We start from the raw sequence: 17,941 nt of genomic DNA on the forward strand, positions 1-17,941 counted from the left end.
GGGTCAGTCGTCGAGGGCGAGCTTGAAGCCGACGTGCGAGGCGACGAAGCCGAGCCGTTCGTAGAAGCGGCGGGCGTCGGTGCGGCTCGCGTCGCTCGTCAGCTGCACGAGGGTGCACCCGAGGCGGCGTGACTCCTCGACGGCCCACGTGACGAGCTCGGTCCCGAGACCCGTGCCGCGCTCGTCGCGGGAGACGCGCACGCCCTCGATGACTGAGCGCGTGGCTCCACGCCGGGAGAGTCCGGGGATGACGGTGAGCTGGAGCGTGCCCACGACCGAGCCGTCACGCTCGGCGACGACGAGGTGCTGGCCGGGGTCGGCCACCACCCGGTCGTAGGCCGCGTCGTACGTCTGCGGGTCGCCGAGGTCCTCACGGGCGGCGCCGAGCGGGTCGTCGGCGAGCATGGCCACGATCGCCGGCACGTCGTCGCGGGTCGCCGGCCGGATCTCCAGGCCCATCAGGCGCTCTCGGCGGTGCGCTTGAGCTGCGCGAGGCCCTTCTCGAAGTCGGGTCCGATGAGCTTCTCCATCGACCACACCTTGCTCATGAGGCGCATGACGAGGTTCTGCGGGCCGGTCATCGCCCATTCGACCCGGGTGCCTTCGTCGGCGGGTGCCAGCGTGAAGTCGACGCGGTTGTGCGCCTTCATCGGGGCGGCGAAGAGCAGGTCCACGGCGAGGTGCTGCGGCTCCGACTCGAGGATCTCCATGCGGCCCTCGCCGGCCTTGCTGTTGCCGCGCCAGGCGTAGACGGCGCCGACACCGGACGTCGGGCCGGCGTACGTGCGCTCCATCGCCGGGTCGAGACCCTCCCAGGGCGACCAGGCCTGCCACTCGTGGAAGTCGTTGACGAGAGCGTGGATCCGCTCCGGGGGAGCGGCGATCGTCGTCTCGCGGCTGATGTGGAAGCTCTTGTCGGCCATGGCGGCATCCTGCCATCGCGAGCCATCGGGCGGGCGCACCCCGGGTCCGGCGACCCCTTTGTCCCATGTGTCACATGCGCCCCGATATCACCGATTCGGAATGAGTTCCGGGGGTTTTCCGGACATGTGACGTGTTCCTCAATACCTTGGGCCGAGGGATGGCGTGGCGGACACGGCTCGGGCAGGGAACGGGCACACGACACGCCCCCACATGGGGAGAATCATGGTGCGCAAGTCGATTCGTCGTGCCCTCGGAGCCGGTCTCACCTCGCTCCTCGTCGTCGTGGGAGCGCTGGCCGGCCAGTCGCCTGCGTATGCCGCCGACCCCGACCCCGGGGTCGACCGCGTCGTCGCGCTCCTGGGCGGCAGCGGAGGCACGCGGAACCTCGCCGCCTGGACCTCCGGGCTCGCCGGCATCGGCGCGCTCGGGAAGCCGATTCCCTTCGTGTCGGCGAGCCCCGGTGGCCTCGCCGGCGCCGATGACCTGGTCGACAGGGGCGTGTCCCCGGCGCTCGCCGGCACGACGACGTGGGCCGACCTCGCGACGTCGGGCGAGTCGGTCGCCCTGCCGGGAGGTCGCACCGGGACACTCGACGTCTCCGTCGACGACCTCGCCGACGGCAAGCGCGTGCACGTCAACCTCGTCGTGACCCGCACGGCGACCCAGCAGGCGCTCACCGTCAGCTCCACGAGCCCCAAGGTCGAGCTGTCCTCACCCAAGGGGGTCACGGCCACCGTCGAGGCCACGCTCTCCCTCTGGGTCGTCTGGACCGGACCGACGACCAACCGCGTCTACCTCGCCAGCGACGCGGCTCACGCGCCGCGGCTCGACGTCGACGTGACGGCGCAGCTGTCCGGCGCAGCCAAGGCCGCCGTCGGCATCCTCGGCGTCACGCTGAAGAGCACCGACTTCACCGTCAAGGCGCACGCGTACGCCCGCGTCAACGACCCGAACAACGACGGGGTCCTCGCCTTCGACGCAGCCGGTGTCGGCGACGGTGAGCTCGCCGCGGACGGCTCCCTGGCCGGCCTCGTGTCGGCTGACCTCGACCCCACCGGCTCGGCCTCCGATCCCGGGACCCCGGGGTCGGTCACGGGCACCCTGTCGATCGCCGCGGACACGAGCGGCATCGCGGGCGTCAGCTTCCCGAGCAACGTCGCCGCCGACGTCACGCTGACGTGGGCGAACATCTCGACCGGCACGCCGACCGTCTCGGCGCCGACCCTCGCCACCCTCGTCGGCAAGTTCCAGAACATGAGCCTGCGCGACCTCGCCGACGGCCTCGCCCAGGTCGCGGTCGCCCTGACCGGGATCCAGCAGGCGAAGTTCGACCCCGACGGCGCCGGACCGCTCCCGACGACCGGCAACCTCGACCTGCCCTTCCTGCGCGGCACCGTGTCCGACGCCGTCAAGGCCAACCAGGTCCTCGTCGACTTCCTCAAGGCCAACGTCGTCCAGCAGCCGGACCCCGACCAGCCGTCGCCCGCGGGCTTCGACGCGACAACGGTCGGCAACCCGACCTTCGACTCCCTTCAGGACCTCATCGCCAAGCTCAAGGCGGCGGGCATCGGCCTCGACGACCTCGCATGGGACCCGACCACGAGCAAGCTCGTCTTCCGCATGCAGATGGTCAAGACCGCGCCGAGCACCGGGGTCGCCATGGACGCCGGCAGCGCCCGCACCTCCCGGCCCTCGGCGACGTATGCCGCCACGGGCCTCACGCTCGACGACGGCTCCCAGCCGTGGCAGGCGAACCAGTGGACCGGCATGCGCGTCATGGCCGGCACGTCCGCCGGTGAGATCGCCTCGAACACGAAGAACGCGCTGACGTTCTCGGGACCCTGGATCGGTGGGCAGCCCTCTGCCGGAACGCCGTTCGTCATCGTCGGTCCCGAGGCCCAGCTCGGCGCCGTGACCTTCGGCGACCGGCTGACCGACCAGCCCGTCGCCGGTGGACCGCGCCGCGGCATCCTGCGGGCGAACTCCGCCCAGACCTTCGCCACCGTCAAGCCGTCGTTCGCGGCGGACCTGACGCTCGTGCTCGACCTGCAGGACGCCCGCACCGGTGCGGCGTGCATCGGTTTCGAGGGCAACACCGAGGCCTGCCCGTTCCTCCAGACGACGGGGGCGTTCAAGACCAACGTCACCTCGCTCCCGCTGGGCGCCGACCGTGTGCTCATCCGCACCGGCAGCCCGCTGCTCACGGCCGACTTCCCGATCGACACCGCGGTCGACTTCACCGCCAACGCCGGCTTCTTCCAGGTGCGCCTCAAGGGGCACCTCGCGGTGTGCAACAGCGCCGCGCCCGCCGACTGCTCGGCACCCGGCACGGGGCACATGCTCTCGATCGGCCTCAAGCAGGCCGGGGACGCCCAGCACGACATCCGCCTGCGCCAGCTCTTCGACCAGCTCGTCACGGCGAGCCCGACCGGGCCGAGCAAGGCCGGTGACCTGCTCGACATCGACGTCAACGTCCGTGCCACCGCAGACCTCAAGGCTTCGATCCCCGACGCGGACGGCTTCCTGCCTGCCGGCACCGACGTCGGCGTCTCCGCCTCGTGGAACGACCTGACCCAGCTCACCGGGACCGACGGTCCGCAGCTGGACCTCAGCCGGCTGAGCCGGATCTTCGCGCTCGACATCAAGCCGGGCTCGCAGGCCGAGCTCTTCGCGATCGTGCTCAAGACCTTCCAGACCCTCGCCGCCCAGCTCGCCGACGCCCAGCCCGGCGGCGCGTCGGGCGTCTACAGCCGCGAGATCCCCGGCACCGGCACCTCCCTGCGCGACCTCATGCAGCGCGACTCGTCGGGTGTCGGCAGCGACGTCAACTACGGCACGAACACTCTCCAGCACGTGGGCCGCACGTTCGACGCGTCCTTCGTCGGACGCACCGTCGTGGTCGGCACCCAGGTGGCCGTCGTCGCGTCGGTCTCGGGTGACACGGTCACCCTGACCGAGAACTGGACGACCAAGCCGGCCGACGACACGGCATACACCTTCCGCTCGCCGCTCGACGACGCCATCGACATCATGTCGGTGCACCCGCCGCAGAACATGCAGGACCTCGTCGCGTTCCTCGACGAGCGACTCGGCACCGGCGCGCTGCACTTCCGCTACCTCGACGACGGCGGGACGCCGAGCGTCGTGCTCGACCTCGACTGGAAGCGCGACTACCAGACGAACGCGCCCCTGCGCCTCGACCTCGGCGGCGACCAGTCGCTCGTCTCGGCGGCCGCCACGGGCCAGGGCTCCGTGCACGTCAAGGGCGGCGTGGACGTCGGCCTCGTCGTGCCGCTCGCGCCCGGTACGGGGCCGGGCGACGCCTCCTCGCTCAAGGTCCTCGCCGACTCGAAGGTCAGCGTCGCGGCCGCGGCCAGCTTCGACGGCCGCGTCGCGGGCACCATCGGACCGCTCACCGTCTCGGCCGGCGACCCCGGCGGCGATGCCGCCAAGCAGGTGTCGCTCAAGGCCGACGTCAGCCTCGACCTGGCCGACGCGAGCGCCACGGCCGACACCCCGGTGAGCTTCTCGACGTTCCTCTCGGGCCTCGACGTCAGCTTCAACGCCTCGAACACCCCCGTCGACTGCGGCGAGAGCCTCGCGACCCCGCTCATGGTCTGCGGCACCGTCCCGCTCTACGCGACCGTGCCGGGCAGCCCGGCAGCCTCCCTCGGCTCCATCGCGCTGCGGCTCCCGGACTCGACGAACCCCGCCGACCTGGCCACCCTGACGGGCAACCTCCCGGCCCCCGACGCCGCCAAGCAGCGCTTCGAGGTGCCCGACCTGTCCGCGGCGTTCGCGAGCGCCTTCGCCGACTTCACCCAGATCGGGCCGGGCCTCGACGGCTACCTCGAGAAGATCGAGCAGGCCATGCGCCTGGCCACCTTCGACGGCAAGCTGCCGTTCGTCGGCAAGGACCTCCAGCAGGGCGCCGACTCCATCGGCCGGCTCCGGACGGAGATCAATTCCAAGCTCGGCAACGTGCCGGCCAGCCCGGCCGAGGCCCGCACCTACGTCAACGACAAGCTCGCCGACGCGATCACCGCAGCCGGTCTGGAGAAGACGACGCTCGAGGTCAACTACGAGTGCAAGCTCAAGCTCGAGCCGACCGGCGCACCGACCCTTGCTGCCACGCCGTCCACGACAGGCTCCACCGCGTGGCGCTACGAGATCGTCGCCAGCCAGGGCAGCGGCTCCGGCACCGGCGGCGACACCGTCCCCTCGGGCGCGAGCGCCGCGGCGACGACGTCGTGGACGACCATCGGCGGCGGCAACTCGATCACGGTGTCGTGGTCGGCGGCCGCGGGTGCCACGAAGTACAAGGTGCTGCGCAGCAAGGACGGCGGCGCCTACGAGCTCGTCAAGGTCGTCGACGCGGCGTCCGGCAGCGCGCAGACCTTCACCGACGACGGCACCGCCACGGCCACGGCATACGCCCCCGTGAGCACGAAGCCCGACCGCACCGACTGCCCGACGACGAGCATCAACGGGATCAGCCTCGCCTTCACCATCAAGGCGGGCACGGTCACCCCCGAGCAGGGCTGCGTCGCGGGCTCCGGCTGTCTCGGTGACGGCAAGAAGCTGCCCCTCGACATCGGCATCCCGGGCCTCGCCCTCAAGGCGGGCGACACCGACGCCATCAGCTACGGCGTCGGCCTCCAGCTGCACCTCAAGGCCGGTGTCAACACGACCAAGGGCTTCGTCATCTACACGCACGACGCCTGGCAGGACGGGGCGGCCGCGCCCGAGTTCGGCCTCGGCGCGCGCTTCGACATGCCTGCGTCGATGAAGGCCCAGCTCGCGTTCCTCGACATCGACGTCACGAAGAACGGCACCGCGCCGCTCTTCGCCGGCGCCTTCCTCGTCGACCTCACGTCGCGCGACACGACCGAGTCCGACGGCTCGGTCCTGACGGTCGCCGACATCGGGGACGGGGACGCGTCGTCGCTCTTCGGCATCTCGCTCACGGCGAAGGTCAAGGCCGACTGGATCGTCAAGGCGTCGGTCGACTCGGTGCTTCCCGGTGTCCAGGCGAACTTCGTCATGGGCTGGGAGTTCACGAACCAGGACCTCAAGCACCTCGGCGCACCGTCCATCGAGTTCAAGGACGTCGCCATCGACGCCGGTGGCTTCCTGTCCAACCTGCTCGGGCCGGTGCTCAAGAAGGTCAAGTCCGTGACGGGCCCGCTCCAGCCGGTGCTCGACACGCTCTACGCCCCGATCCCCGTCCTGTCCGACCTCAGCCGGATGGCAGGTGGCGGCGACGTCAGCCTCATGACGCTGGCCAAGACCTTCAACACCCTGGCCGGCGGCCCGAAGCTCGACTTCGTCGACAAGATCGCCGCACTCACCACGCTCATCAACAACCTGCCCGACTGCGGCGGTGGGGGGCCGTCGTGCCTCATCCCGATCGGCAGCTTCACCGTGAGCGGTGACAAGGCCCTCGACACCGACGTGTCCCCGACGAGCAGCCTCGCGCCGGGCACCGCGGGTTCGCTCATCAAGACGGCCAGCGCGGCCAGCCCGGACACCGTGAAGTCCGCCCTCAACACCAAGGGCGGCAAGGGCAACGTCTTCGGTGCCGGCGGCGCCGCCGGCAGCGCCAGCAAGTCGGGCTTCACCTTCCCGATCCTCGACAACCCGTCGTCGGTCTTCAGCCTGCTCATGGGCAGCGACGTCTCGCTCGTCGAGTTCGACAGCGGCCCGCTGACCCTCGGCTTCACGTGGCGCCAGTCGTTCGGACCGGTCTACGCCCCGCCGCCCGTCATGGTGACGCTGTCGGGGTCCGCCTCGGTGACCTTGCGCTTCATGGCCGGCCTCGACACCGCCGGCATCAGGTATGCCGTCGAGGCTGCCCAGCAGGGAGCCGCGGTCAACCCCGTCAAGCTCCTCGACGGCCTCTACTTCAAGACGACGGACTCCGAGGGGCGGCCGGTGCCGGTCGTCCAGCTCGACGGCGAGATCGCTGCGGGCGCCGCGGTCACGGCCGTCATCATCACCGTCGGCATCGAGGGTGGGCTGCACCTGACCATCGGCTTCCACTGGAACGACCCGAACAACGACGGGAAGTTCCGGGTCAGCGAGTTCCTCCACGCCGCGGTCAACAACCCGCTCTGCCTCTTCACGACCACGGGCCGGCTCAGCCTCTTCCTGCGCCTCTACGTGACCCTCGGGTTCTCGCCGTTCAGCGTGTCCTTCTCGATCAACCTCGCGGACATCACGCTGCTCGACTTCACGGCCCAACCCAACTGCACCCCACCCCCACCCAGACTCGGCGGCACCTCGGACGGCACGCTCGCCGTCTTCGCGGGACGTTTCGGCACCGACGCCCAGCGCGGTGAGCCCTGGGGCAACACGAGCGAGACCGAGGCGGACGTCGTCAAGGTGACGGCCCTGCACTTCGCCCAGACGGCCGCCGACCCGGACGGCACCGACGCGGGCTTCGACGGCTTCGCGATCCAGATGCTCGGTGAGCGCCGTGAGTACCTCGACCCGACGCTGAAGCGCGTCGTCGTCGACGGCCGCGGCTCGTCGACGCCCCTCGTCGTCAGCTTCGTGGGTGACGGCAAGAAGGACTCCGACCCGTCGTCGGCGGGCGGCGCGGGAGACCTGAGGTCCTTCGACAAGGACGCCATCGTCTTCGGCACCCCCGGCAACGACCAGATCCAGACCGGCACGGGCAGCTCCTGGGTCGACGGCGGCGACGGGGACGACCGCATCGTCACCGCCGACGCCGTGGGCCAGGTGGCCCGCGTCGCCGGCGGGGTCGGCGCCGACGCCATCACGACCGGACAGGGCGACGACTTCGTCACCGGCGACGGCAGCCTGCCCTCGCCCCCGAAGTCCTTCTCGGCGACGCTCAACGGCGTCGACGACGCCAACTGGCCGGGCAAGACGCCCATCACTCTCGGCGACCTCGTCGACCCGGCCCAGCTGAGCGTCGACCCGACGACCCGCGCCCAGGCCACGGGCGGCGCCGACACCATCAGCGTGGGCCTGGGCCGCAACCGTGTCGACGCCGGTCCCGGCGACGACAAGGTGGGCGTCGCGGCCGACCGGCCGGACGGCTCCGGATCCACCATCCGCTCGAAGGGCAACGTCCTCGTCGGCGGTCTCGGCAGCGACGCGGTCACCGGCGGCACCGGACCCGACACGATCTACGCGTCGTCGGAGCAGACCTTCGGCGTCGACGCGGCCGGCCCGGCCGACACGCTCACGACGCCGTCCGGCCAACCGACGGTGCCGAACATCGTCGAGACCGGATCCGGTGACGACGTCGTCTACGGCAGCCGCGAGCAGGACGTCGTCACGAGCCACTCGGCGCCGTCCGAGCACGCGCGCATCCTCGGCGGCGGGGGCGAGGACGCCCTCGTCGGCGGCTACGGCTCCGACGCGATCTACGGCGGACCGGGCGACGACTACGTCGTCGCCGAGCCCAGCCGCGTCGGTGGACTCGGGGCCACCGAGACGATCGAGGGGGTCACCTTCGGGCACACCCGCCTCGTCGAGCACCAGGCCCTGCCGACCGGCACGGCGCCCTCTCCCAAGACGCTCGTCGGTGGCCGCGGCAGCGACCACGTCCTCGGCGGCGACGGGCCGTCCACGATCTTCGGCGACACCCTGCGTGACGCCGCGACCGTGGCAGCCGCCGCGGACGAGACCTGTCGCGCAGGCTCGCCCGTCGCGTCCGACCCGGTGCCGGAAGGCACGTCGGGTGGCAGCGACCCGAGCACCGACGACGGTGCCGACCTCATCACCGGTGGCGCCGGCGTCGACACCATCTCCGCCGGGGGTGCGGCCGACCGGGTCGACGCCCGCGGTGGCGACGACCTCGTCTGCGGCCAGCAGGGTGACGACGTCCTCTTCGGCGGCGACGGCGCCGACCGCGCCTGGGGCGGCACCGGCCAGGACCGCGGCTACGGCGGACAGGGCCTCGACCTGCTCTTCGGCAACGCCGGGGCCGACGTCCTCTACGGCCAGGAGGCCGCGGACGTCATCGAGGGCAACGACGGCGCCGACTGGGCCAGCGGCGGCGACGGCGACGACCTCGTCTACGGCGGCACGCGGGCCGCGGGCCGCACCGACACGGACCCGACCGACGCCGGCGACGTGCTCTCGGGCGACACCGGTCGCGACATCCTCATCGGTGACAACGGCACCGTGGACGACCCGTCGTCGTCTGCAGACGCGCCCGCCGTCCCGTTCGACCTCGCCGGGACCTCTCCCGACGCCGGTCGCGGCGACCAGCTCTTCGGCGGCGCCGGCGACGACACGGCATACGGCGGGCTCGGCGACGACCGCGTCAACGGCGGCGACGACGCGGACCACCTCGAGGGCAACAACGGCTCCGACCTCGTCCACGGTGACCGGGGCGAGGACGAGGTCGTCGGTGGCTCGTTCCAGCAGGCGACCGCCGGCGTCGGGCGACCGGACTCCGGTGACGTGCTCTTCGGCGACGCCGGCCCCGACATCGTCGCCGGTGACAACGCCGTCGTGACCTCCGGGGTCAGCGCGGCCGACTCGACGCCGATCACGCGCATGCGCGGCTTCGCGACCACGCACCGGATCACGCTGCTCGACCTCGGCGTCGGCCCGGTCCTCGCCAACTCGGGGGCGGACCAGGTCTTCGGCGGTGACGACGCGGACGTCGTGCTCGGTCAGCGTGGCACCGACCGCCTCAAGGGCGACGCGGGCGACGACTACGTCGAGGGTGGGCCCGAGGTCGACTGGGTCGAGGGCGACCTCGGCGACGACGACCTCGTCGGCGGCAGCTCGACGCCTGCGGGCGGCTCCGGTGACACGACGTCCGGCCAGCCCGACACCGACGACGCCGTCTTCGGCGGTCCTGGCGACGACGTCGTCCTCGGCGACAACGGTCAGGTGCTGCGCCCGGTCGCGGGCCAGGCACCCACCTCGGTGACGGTCCGTCTCGGGAGCACGCCGGGCGCGGCGATGACGTCCCGTGTCATCGAGCCGTACGACCGGTCGGTGGGTTCGGGCTTCCTCACGACGCCGTCCGCGACGCTCTACGGCTTCGACCGCCTTTCCGGCGGCGACGGCGTCGACGTGCTCGAGGGACAGGACGGCAACGACGTCATCACCGGTGACGCCGGCGCCGACCACGTGCAGGGCAACGGGGGAGCCGACGCGCTCTTCGGTGACCTGCCGTTCGGCACGGCCTCGGCGCACGGCACCGCGGCGACGGCACTGAGCGCCGCCTGGCCCGGGTCGGCCAGCCCGGTGGGGCTGCTCCGGGGCCTGAGCACCGATGCGGGTCAGGACGACATCGTCGGCGGCACCCCGACTCCGGGCTTCCGCGACGGCGCCGACGTCATCGAGGGCAACGGCGGCGACGACGTCGTCCTCGGCGACAACGGCTCGCTCCTGCGCACGCTCGTCGGCGCAGCGGGCACTCGCTCCGAGAAGGCGTATGCCGACCGCTACCCGGACGGTCCGCTCCCGGCCGACGCGACCGTGTCGCGCACGCACGACCCGGCGCTGCCCGGGCCGAGCACCCGTTTCTGCTCCACGGCGCAGGCGACGTGCGAGGTGGTCGGGGCCTCCGGTGCCGACGTCATCTGGGGTGACGACGGCAACGACGGCATCTGGGGCCAGGACGGCGACGACACCGTGTCCGGTGGCGCCGGCGACGACGACCTCTACGGTGAGCTCGGCAACGACCGCCTCACGGGAGACAGCGGTCGCGACGCCATCGTCGGCGACCGCGGCGGCATCGTGAACCAGTACCTCAGCGCCGGCGACAGCCCGGCGGCGTTCACGAGCTCGCTCAACAGCCCGCCCAAGGAGAGCTTCACCGGCTTCGCGCGGACGGCGTACGACCGGCGCGTCGACCTGCTCCACGACGTCGACGGCGACCAGTGGATCGGCTCGTCGACCGACGCGTCGATGCCGCACAACGGCATGGACGAGGGCGGGCGCGACCTCATCCGGGGCGGCACCGACGACGACACCATCCACGCCGGCTACGGCGACGACGTCGCCAACGGCGACAGCGGCGGTGACGACGTCTTCGGTGACGACGGCGAGGACGTGCTGTGGGGCGGCCAGGGCTGCGACGCAGGGCTCGACGGCAACACGCCTGACTGCCGCACGAACGGCGCCTTCGACCCGTCGTCACGCGGCACGGGTGACCGGTTCGTCGACCACCTCTTCGGCGGGGCGGGCGAGTCCGACCCGACGAAGCAGGACGTCCTCGGCTCCGACCTGCTCGACCTCTGGCCGCGCGGCAGCTACACGCCGGGCACCGGGTGCACGCTCGGTGACTGGCCGCTGACGTCGGGCACGAAGAAGGTCGTCACGACGGTCGACCCGTGCCTGTGGTTCGAGATGACCGGGACCGACGACGCCGACCCCGCGAACAACAACCACCACCAGGGGACCGACTGGATCTACGGCGGCTGGGACCGCGACGTCATGCAGGCCGACGTGACGGCCAACGGCCCGAACGCCGGTGACCGGCTCATCGACTGGAACGGCGCCTACAACCTGTTCTCGCACTGCAACTCGGCCTACGGCGGCTTCAACGACGTGCGTCAGCACTCGCCGGCGATGCAGGACTTCCTGCAGCAGCTGGCGTGGGCGACGAGCGCCGGACGGTCCGCCACCGACGTCACGACGGCGGGGACGTCGGCCTTCCGCGAGCTCGCGCTCGTCCACCCGGGCGAGACGGAGCACGGGGCGGGGGCGGCCTACCCGGGCACGCCTGGCCACTTCGACGAGGCGGCCTGCCAGAACTGAGCCTCGCTCGACGACTCCGAAAAAGGTTGCGGCGGTGCGGGATCCGAGATCCCACAGCGCCGCAGCCGGGTGCGTCGAGAGCCGTCAGGCCGGCGGAGCGATGTCCTGCTGGGCCGGGAGCTGGTCCTGGCGCACGATCCCGACGGGGCACGTCATGCCGTTGGGGCCGTGGTTGCAGTAGCCGCCGGGGTTCTTGTGGAGGTAGCCCTGGTGGTAGTCCTCGGCGAGGTAGAACGGCCCGGCGTCGTCCGCGGAGCGGATCTCCGTCGTGATCTGCCCGTAGCCGTTGTCATCGAGCACCTTCTGGAACGCCTCGCGCGTCGCCTCCGCGGCGAGCCGCTGGCCCTCGGTCGTCCAGTAGATCGCCGAGCGGTAGGCGGTGCCGATGTCGTTGCCCTGGCGGTTGGACGTCGTCGGGTCGTGGTTCTCCCAGAAGGCCTTGAGCAGCAGCTCGGGCGAGGTCTTCTCGGGGTCGTAGACGACGCGGACGGTCTCGGCGTGGCCGGTGCGCCCGGTGCACGTCTCCTCGTAGGTCGGGTTGGGCGTGTAGCCACCCATGTAGCCCGCCGCCGTCGAGACGACGCCGTCCTGCTTCCAGAAGATCCGCTCGACCCCCCAGAAGCAGCCCATCGCGACGTAGAGCACCTCGGAGCCGTCGGGCCACGGGCCCTCGAGCGGGGTGCCCAGCACGACATGGGTGGGGTTCACGGCATACGGGCGGTCCGCGCGACCCGGGAGGGCCTCGTCGCGGCTGGGCATCTGGGACTTCCTACCGAATCCGAACACCATGCCAGTGTCACATCCTTCGTGCTGGGAGCGTCTTACGTCCCTGTAACGTCGGCGACCCCCTGCGTATGCCGGGTGGCGCGGTCCCGGACAAATCGCTCGCCGCGCGCGGGGCGGCCCGACAGACTGCCCACATGAGCGACGACCTCGAGATCCGGCCGATCGACCTGCTCGACCGTGCCCAGGAGGCCGCGGCCCGAGACTGGATCGGCGTCCACGCAGCCGTCCAGCGCGAGCTGTTCGGCCCCTCGGGCAGCGCCTGGACCCTGGAGGAGATCCAGGGCTTCCACCGCTCGCCGTCGGGCACGCGGGTCGCCCGCGCGGCGTGGGTGGGGGACCGTCTCGTCGGTGCCTTCGAGGCCCGGATGCCGACGACCGACAACCTCGACCTGGCCCTGTTCTGGCTGTCGGTCCTGCCGGACCACCGGCGGCGGGGCATCGGTGAGGCCCTCCTGCGCGAGGGAGAGGCGATCGCCCGCGAGCACGGCCGCGGCACGTTGATGGGCGAGACCGAGTGGGCCGAGGGCGGTGTCGACCTCGCGGAGACGTTCGCCGCCCGGCACGGCTACGCCGTGGGGCAGACGATGCTCCGCAGCGCCATGCCGCTTCCCGCCGACCGCGACGCGCTCTCGGCGCTGGTGGCCGTCACCGACGACTACGCCGTCGAGACCTTCGTCGACACGATGCCCGAGGCGTGGCTCGACGACCGCGCGGTCCTCCAGCAGCGGATGAGCACCGACGCCCCCACGGACGACCTCGCCCTCGAGGAGGAGGCCTGGGACGCCGACCGCCTGCGGGAGACGCACGCCCGCACGCTGGCCTCCGGGCGGCGGATCGTCGAGTCAGCCGCGCGCCACACGCCCTCGGGCCGTCTCGTCGCCTTCACGACGATCGGGGTGTCCGCAGGAACCCCCGACCTCGGCTACCAGCAGGACACCCTCGTGCTCAAGGAGCACCGCGGGCACGGGCTCGGTCTCCGGCTCAAGGCGGCCAACGCGTTGCGGCTCATGGACGAGCTGCCCGACGTGACGGCGGTCCGCACGTGGAACGCCGACTCCAACGAGCACATGCTCGCGGTCAACCGGCAGCTCGGCTACGCCGTCGACGGGTACAGCCGGGAGTGGCAGAAGATCACGGGGAGCGGCGAATGACCTTGCAGATCAAGGAGATCGACCTCGCCGTCGACGACCTCACGAGCGAGGCCTGGCTCGAGGTGCACCACGCAGCCAACCGCCACGTGTGGGGCGGCGCCGCCGAGCGCACGTCGATCGCCGAGATCGTCGACGTCGCGGAGCGCCGGCACGAGGTGCGGCGGTCCTTCGTCGTCACCGAGGAGGGCGCGGACGGCCCAGTCGCCGCGGCGCAGACGATCCGTCGGACGCGCGACAACGTCGGCACCGCGGGGCTGTGGCTCTCGGTGCACCCCGACCACCAGCGGCGCGGGATCGGCTCGTCACTCCTCGTCCACTGCGAGCAGGTGCTCCGCGACGACGGGTGCGACCGCATCCACGAGCACAGCGGCGCGCCCGTCGAGAATGGTGACGCCGCAACGGGATTCGCCCACGTGAATGGCTACCGGCAGACGCTCCTCGACCTCCGGCAGGACCTGGCCCTGCCGGTGGACGAGGCCGCGCTGACCGCGCTCGATCCCCGACCCGACCCGGCGGCATACGTCATCGAGACGTCGGTCGACGGGCTTCCCGAGGCATGGCTCGAGGACCGAGCGCTGCTCGCACGACGGATGAGCACCGACGCCCCGTCCGGCGACATCGACCTCGACGAGGAGGACTGGGACGCCGAGCGCGTACGGCTGCTGTGGAACACGCCGAGTCCCATCTGGGGCATCGAGTCCGTCGCGCGGCACGTGCCGACCGGACGCCTCGTGGCCTTCACCGACATCGTCGTGCGGCCCGGGCAGCCCGACCTCGCCGTCCAGTCGGACACGCTCGTCCTCCGGGAGCACCGAGGCCGGGCGCTCGGCCTCGCCGTCAAGATCGCGAACCTCCGCGCCCTCCAGCGGGAGCGCCCCGACGTCACGACGGTGCGCACGTGGAACGCCGACACGAACACCCACATGGTCGCCATCAACGAGCGGATGGGCTTCGCCGTCACGGGCTGGACGCGGGAGTGGGCCAAGGACCTCTGAGCCCGGGCTCGGTGAACCCACGGCGGCTGCACGGCGTCGTCGTGGGCAGGTACTAGGACCAAAGCCCGATGGTGCCTGCCCGCCCCGAGGACGCACGGTGGACCCACAGCACCCGCTGACCCGCCGCGGACCACCCGGGACGGGCCCCCACCAGGAGGTCACGCATGAGGACTCGCCGAACTCTCACCGCCACGTCCGCCATCGCCCTCGTCGCAGCAGCCCTCGCGTCAGGCGCCGTCACCCTCGCGCCGGCCGCCTCGGCCAAGGGACTCGAGGTGCGCACGTCGGGCACCTGCTCGGCCGGCGCGAGGTGGACGCTCAAGGCCAAGCAGGACGACCGCCGGATCCAGGTCGAGCTCGAGGTCGACAGCAACCGCGTCGGCCAGCGCTGGAGCGCCGCGCTCAGCGACAACACCGTCCCGGTCTGGTCCGGGTCCGCCGTCACGACGGCGCCGAGCGGCTCGTTCACGGTGCGCAGCCTCGTCACGAACCGCGCCGGCTCGGACACGATCCGCGCCTACGCCCGCTACGCGGCGACGGGCCAGGAGTGCCGAGCCACGGTCGTCTACCCGGGCTGACCGCAGCCCTCCGCCCTCGCACTCACCCACGAAAGGTCCACCCCATGAGACGACTCACCCTCGCCGCGGCTGCGGTCGCCGCCCTCGTCCCGGCCACCCTCGGCCTCGTCGGCAACAGCTCCTTCGCCCAGAGCGTCCCCGCCCGCGTCCCCGCGTCGGCGCAGCTCCTGCCGGAGTCCGGCGACGACGACCCGACCCCGACGGGTATGCCGTCCGCCACCCCGAGCGCCACCCGGACCACCGAGGTCGGTGACGACCACGGCGGCGACCGTCCCCGCGACTCCCGCGCCGAGGCCGGCGACGACCACCGTGCCGGCGGCGCGTCGGGCTCGTCTGGCTCGAGCTCCTCGGGCTCCGGCTCCTCGGGCTCCGGCTCGTCCGGGTCCTCCGGTTCCGGGTCGTCGCACTCGGGGGGCGACGACTCGGGGTCGGGGCGGTCCGGCTCCGATGACTCCGGCTCGCACGCGTCCGTCTCGCACTCGTCCGGAGGCCACGGCTCGGACGACTCGGGTGGTGACGACCACTGACCAGTCAGCGCACCGACCGCGCAGGCGCCGGGGACACGATCCCGGTGCCTGTGGCGGCGCCGCACCCGGGGGACCCCCAGCCCCCGGACGCGCCGCGAGCCGTCGGCGGGCGTGACCACCGGGACCTCCCCCCTTGGTGGACGCTCGCCGACGGCGTCGCCCCGGCGCGGGTGCGCCCCCTGCCGAGCCGGCGCCGGATGCTCGTGCAGCTCGGGCTCGCGGCCCTCGTCGTCTTCGTCGTCGTCGTGGTCGGGGCCTCGTTCGCGGCGAGCCGGCTCGCCGAGCGCGAAGCCGTCAACGACGCGGCGCACACGACGAACCTGCTGGCCCTGGCCGTCGTCCAGCCCGTGCTGCAGGATGCCCTCCTCACCGGCGACCCGGCGGCGTACGCCGCTCTCGACCAGGTCGTCCGTGCACGTGTGCTGCCCAACGGGATCGTCAGGGTCAAGCTGTGGGCACCGGACGGACGCATCGTCTACGCCGACGAGACGCGGCTCGTGGGCCAGCGCTTCGCGCTGGGCGAGGAGCAGCGCGAGACGCTCGTCGCGCCGCAGACCCGGGCCGAGGTGTCCGACCTCGACCGGTCCGAGAACGAGTTCGAGCGCTACGGCGGCAAGCTCCTCGAGGTGTACCGCCCGGTGTGGACCCCGTCCGGCTCCGAGCTGCTCTTCGAGGTCTACGGCGACTACGGTCCCGTCAGCACGCGCGCCTTCGACCTGTGGCGCGGTCTGGCCGGAGTGCTCGCGAGCAGCCTCCTGCTGCTCCTCGTCCTCATGGCGCCGATCATCTGGCGTCTGCTCGACCGGCTCGGCACCGCGCAGGAGCAGCGTGAGTCCCTGCTGCGGCGCGCGGTCGACGCCTCGGCCCGGGAACGCCGCCGCATCGCGGCCGACCTCCACGACGGTCCGGTCCAGGATCTCGTCGCGAGCTCCTTCGCCGTCAGCGGCGCTGCGGAGTCCGCACGGGCACAGGGCCACTCGGCACTCTCCTCGACGATCAGCGACGCGGCCTGGACGGTGCGGGCGAGCATCGCCAGCCTGCGTTCCCTGCTCGTCGACATCTACCCCGAGCGGCTCGCGGACGCCGGCCTCGCGGCGGCCGTCACCGACCTCGCGCGTCCGCTCGCCGGACGCGGCATCGCGGTGTCCGTCGACGTCGACGGGGAGCAGGCTGCGCGGCTCGGCGAACTGGCCCAGCAGGTGGCGCACCGCGTCACCCGCGAGTGCCTGCGCAACGTCGTGCGCCACGCCGGGGCCACGCACGTCTGGATCCGGCTCTCCGCCGACGGCTCCGACCCGGCGCGCCCGGTCGTGCTCCGGGTCCGGGACGACGGGATCGGCTTCGATCCCACACTGTTGCCCCGTCTCGAGGGACACTTCGGCGTACGCGTCCTCGCCGACCTGGCGACCGACGTCGGGGCGGTCCTGAGGGTCCGGTCCGCGCCGGGACGCGGCACGCAGTGGCTGCTCGCACTCCCGGTGCAGAAGGAGGACGGATGACGACCGTCGTCGTCGTGGACGACCACCGGCTGGTCCGTGCCGGCCTGCGCACCATCATCGACGCCAGCGACGACCTCCGCGTCGTCGGGGAGGCCGCCGACGGGGCGGAGGCCGTCGTGGTCGTCGGCGACCTCGGTCCCGACGTCGTCCTCATGGACCTCTCGATGCCCGGCGTCGACGGCGTCGAGGCGATCCGCCGCCTCCGCGCCGCCGGCACCACGTCTCCCGTCGTCGTCCTCACCTCGTTCGCGGAGGCCGACCGGGTTCGCGCCGCGGTCGAGGCCGGGGCCATCGGCTACCTGCTCAAGGACAGCGAGCCCGGGGACGTCCTCGACGCGGTCCGCGCCGCGGCCGCCGGGCACGCGCCCCTCGACCCGCGCGTGGCTCGCGCGCTGCTCCCGTCGCCCGACCGGCGCTCGGCCGGGCCGGCCCTGAGCGAGCGCGAGCGCGAGGTGCTGACACACGTCGCACGAGGCCTCGCCAACAAGCAGATCGCCCGCACCCTCGGCATCAGCGAACGCACCGTGAAGGTGCACCTCGGCAACGTCTTCCGCCGGCTCGGCGTCGGTGACCGGACGTCGGCGGCGCTCTGGGCCCGCGACCACGGCGTCGGATGAGGCCCTCGCGAGGAGTGGCTCGACCCTACCGCGGCCGACGGGAACCGGGGGAGTGCGCGCCGCGTCCCTGACCTGCAGCGCACCGGTGGTCGGTGCCGCAGACAGG

At 72.4% G+C, this 17,941-nt stretch carries 10 protein-coding genes; 7 read left to right on the forward strand and 3 right to left on the reverse strand.

Features of this window, described 5'->3' with window-relative positions; translation table 11 throughout:
* Nucleotides 1–3 precede the first annotated feature (3 nt).
* Together ASE25_RS16840 and ASE25_RS16845 are read right to left on the reverse strand one after the other, a co-directional pair.
* On the reverse strand, nucleotides 4–459 hold the full coding sequence (locus ASE25_RS16840; RefSeq protein ID WP_056778107.1) for a GNAT family N-acetyltransferase: 456 nt from the start codon (nucleotides 457–459) through the stop codon (nucleotides 4–6).
* Nucleotides 459–923, reverse strand: a complete 465-nt coding sequence (locus ASE25_RS16845) for an SRPBCC family protein (RefSeq protein ID WP_056778109.1) — start codon at nucleotides 921–923, stop codon at nucleotides 459–461. Before ASE25_RS16845 ends, ASE25_RS16840 begins: the two co-directional genes overlap by 1 nt.
* A gap of 223 nt (nucleotides 924–1,146) precedes the next feature.
* Here ASE25_RS16845 and ASE25_RS16850 point away from each other — a divergent pair, with 223 nt between their 5' ends.
* Entirely contained in the window at nucleotides 1,147–11,682 is a 10,536-nt protein-coding gene (locus tag ASE25_RS16850) for a calcium-binding protein (RefSeq protein ID WP_056826750.1), read from the forward strand.
* 84 nt (nucleotides 11,683–11,766) lie between these two features.
* Here ASE25_RS16850 and msrA read toward each other — a convergent pair whose 3' ends face one another.
* Nucleotides 11,767–12,441, reverse strand: a complete 675-nt coding sequence (gene msrA / locus ASE25_RS16855) for a peptide-methionine (S)-S-oxide reductase MsrA (protein WP_235508719.1) — start codon at nucleotides 12,439–12,441, stop codon at nucleotides 11,767–11,769.
* A gap of 161 nt (nucleotides 12,442–12,602) precedes the next feature.
* Here msrA and ASE25_RS16860 point away from each other — a divergent pair, with 161 nt between their 5' ends.
* The 6 genes from ASE25_RS16860 to ASE25_RS16885 all read left to right on the forward strand — a co-directional run bounded on the left by ASE25_RS16860 (nucleotide 12,603) and on the right by ASE25_RS16885 (nucleotide 17,835).
* Nucleotides 12,603–13,619, forward strand: coding sequence for a GNAT family N-acetyltransferase (locus tag ASE25_RS16860; protein ID WP_056826751.1), 1,017 nt, complete (start codon nucleotides 12,603–12,605; stop codon nucleotides 13,617–13,619).
* A complete protein-coding gene (locus ASE25_RS16865) occupies nucleotides 13,616–14,614 on the forward strand; it encodes a GNAT family N-acetyltransferase (RefSeq protein WP_056826752.1) in 999 nt (332 codons plus the stop codon). Before ASE25_RS16860 ends, ASE25_RS16865 begins: the two co-directional genes overlap by 4 nt.
* A 164-nt stretch (nucleotides 14,615–14,778) precedes the next feature.
* Nucleotides 14,779–15,192 (forward strand): hypothetical protein, encoded by a 414-nt coding sequence (locus ASE25_RS16870; RefSeq protein WP_056826753.1) that lies wholly within the window; start codon nucleotides 14,779–14,781, stop codon nucleotides 15,190–15,192.
* A gap of 44 nt (nucleotides 15,193–15,236) precedes the next feature.
* The gene (locus ASE25_RS16875; protein ID WP_056826754.1) at nucleotides 15,237–15,719 is read left to right on the forward strand and encodes a hypothetical protein; all 483 of its coding nucleotides are present in this window, start codon (nucleotides 15,237–15,239) and stop codon (nucleotides 15,717–15,719) included.
* Nucleotides 15,720–15,763: 44 nt separating this feature from the next.
* Nucleotides 15,764–17,218, forward strand: a complete 1,455-nt coding sequence (locus ASE25_RS16880) for a sensor histidine kinase (RefSeq protein ID WP_162260616.1) — start codon at nucleotides 15,764–15,766, stop codon at nucleotides 17,216–17,218.
* Nucleotides 17,215–17,835: a response regulator transcription factor gene (locus tag ASE25_RS16885; RefSeq protein WP_056778138.1), complete on the forward strand. Its 621-nt coding sequence runs from the start codon at nucleotides 17,215–17,217 to the stop codon at nucleotides 17,833–17,835. Before ASE25_RS16880 ends, ASE25_RS16885 begins: the two co-directional genes overlap by 4 nt.
* The last annotated feature ends 106 nt before the right edge of the window (nucleotides 17,836–17,941 follow it).

This window comes from Terrabacter sp. Root85, from assembly GCF_001429185.1.
In the GTDB taxonomy this organism is placed as follows: domain Bacteria; phylum Actinomycetota; class Actinomycetes; order Actinomycetales; family Dermatophilaceae; genus Terrabacter.

Excerpts from the sequence above, each read along its gene's own strand:
- ASE25_RS16840 (WP_056778107.1), bottom strand. The coding sequence starts at position 459 with ATGGGCCTGGAGATCCGGCCGGCGACCCGCGACGACGTGCCGGCGATC.
- ASE25_RS16845 (WP_056778109.1), bottom strand. The coding sequence starts at position 923 with ATGGCCGACAAGAGCTTCCACATCAGCCGCGAGACGACGATCGCCGCT.
- ASE25_RS16850 (WP_056826750.1), top strand. The coding sequence starts at position 1,147 with ATGGTGCGCAAGTCGATTCGTCGTGCCCTCGGAGCCGGTCTCACCTCG.
- msrA (WP_235508719.1), bottom strand. The coding sequence starts at position 12,441 with ATGCCCAGCCGCGACGAGGCCCTCCCGGGTCGCGCGGACCGCCCGTAT.
- ASE25_RS16860 (WP_056826751.1), top strand. The coding sequence starts at position 12,603 with ATGAGCGACGACCTCGAGATCCGGCCGATCGACCTGCTCGACCGTGCC.
- ASE25_RS16865 (WP_056826752.1), top strand. The coding sequence starts at position 13,616 with ATGACCTTGCAGATCAAGGAGATCGACCTCGCCGTCGACGACCTCACG.
- ASE25_RS16870 (WP_056826753.1), top strand. The coding sequence starts at position 14,779 with ATGAGGACTCGCCGAACTCTCACCGCCACGTCCGCCATCGCCCTCGTC.
- ASE25_RS16875 (WP_056826754.1), top strand. The coding sequence starts at position 15,237 with ATGAGACGACTCACCCTCGCCGCGGCTGCGGTCGCCGCCCTCGTCCCG.
- ASE25_RS16885 (WP_056778138.1), top strand. The coding sequence starts at position 17,215 with ATGACGACCGTCGTCGTCGTGGACGACCACCGGCTGGTCCGTGCCGGC.